Consider the following 231-nt stretch of genomic DNA (forward strand, 5'->3'; position numbering starts at 1 on the left):
CCAAGGCTGCGATCCCTGCCAAAACTGATTCAGATTGTCCCACACCATATTCACGTAACTATTTCCATTCCATTCTTGGTAATACCAGTTGTTATGCCCCTGAACAGAGCTGAACTGTTGGGAGGCAGCGTTAGAAACACCATATGTAATGACCGGATCCCATTTGGTCCCATCGCTACTATTTTCTCCGTTTGCATCTACAAGGAAGTACAAAGCATCTCCTTCTGTCAC

At 45.5% G+C, this 231-nt stretch carries 1 protein-coding gene; it reads right to left on the reverse strand.

What is annotated here, in order from left to right; all coding sequences use genetic code 11:
- The coding region (locus LRL21_RS45400) for a hypothetical protein (RefSeq protein ID WP_240422271.1) at nt 1-213 on the reverse strand (213 nt) is incomplete at its 3' end.
- Between the last annotated feature and the right edge of the window lie 18 nt (nt 214-231).

The organism is Paenibacillus periandrae (assembly GCF_022458865.1).
Lineage (GTDB): Bacteria > Bacillota > Bacilli > Paenibacillales > NBRC-103111 > Paenibacillus_S > Paenibacillus_S periandrae.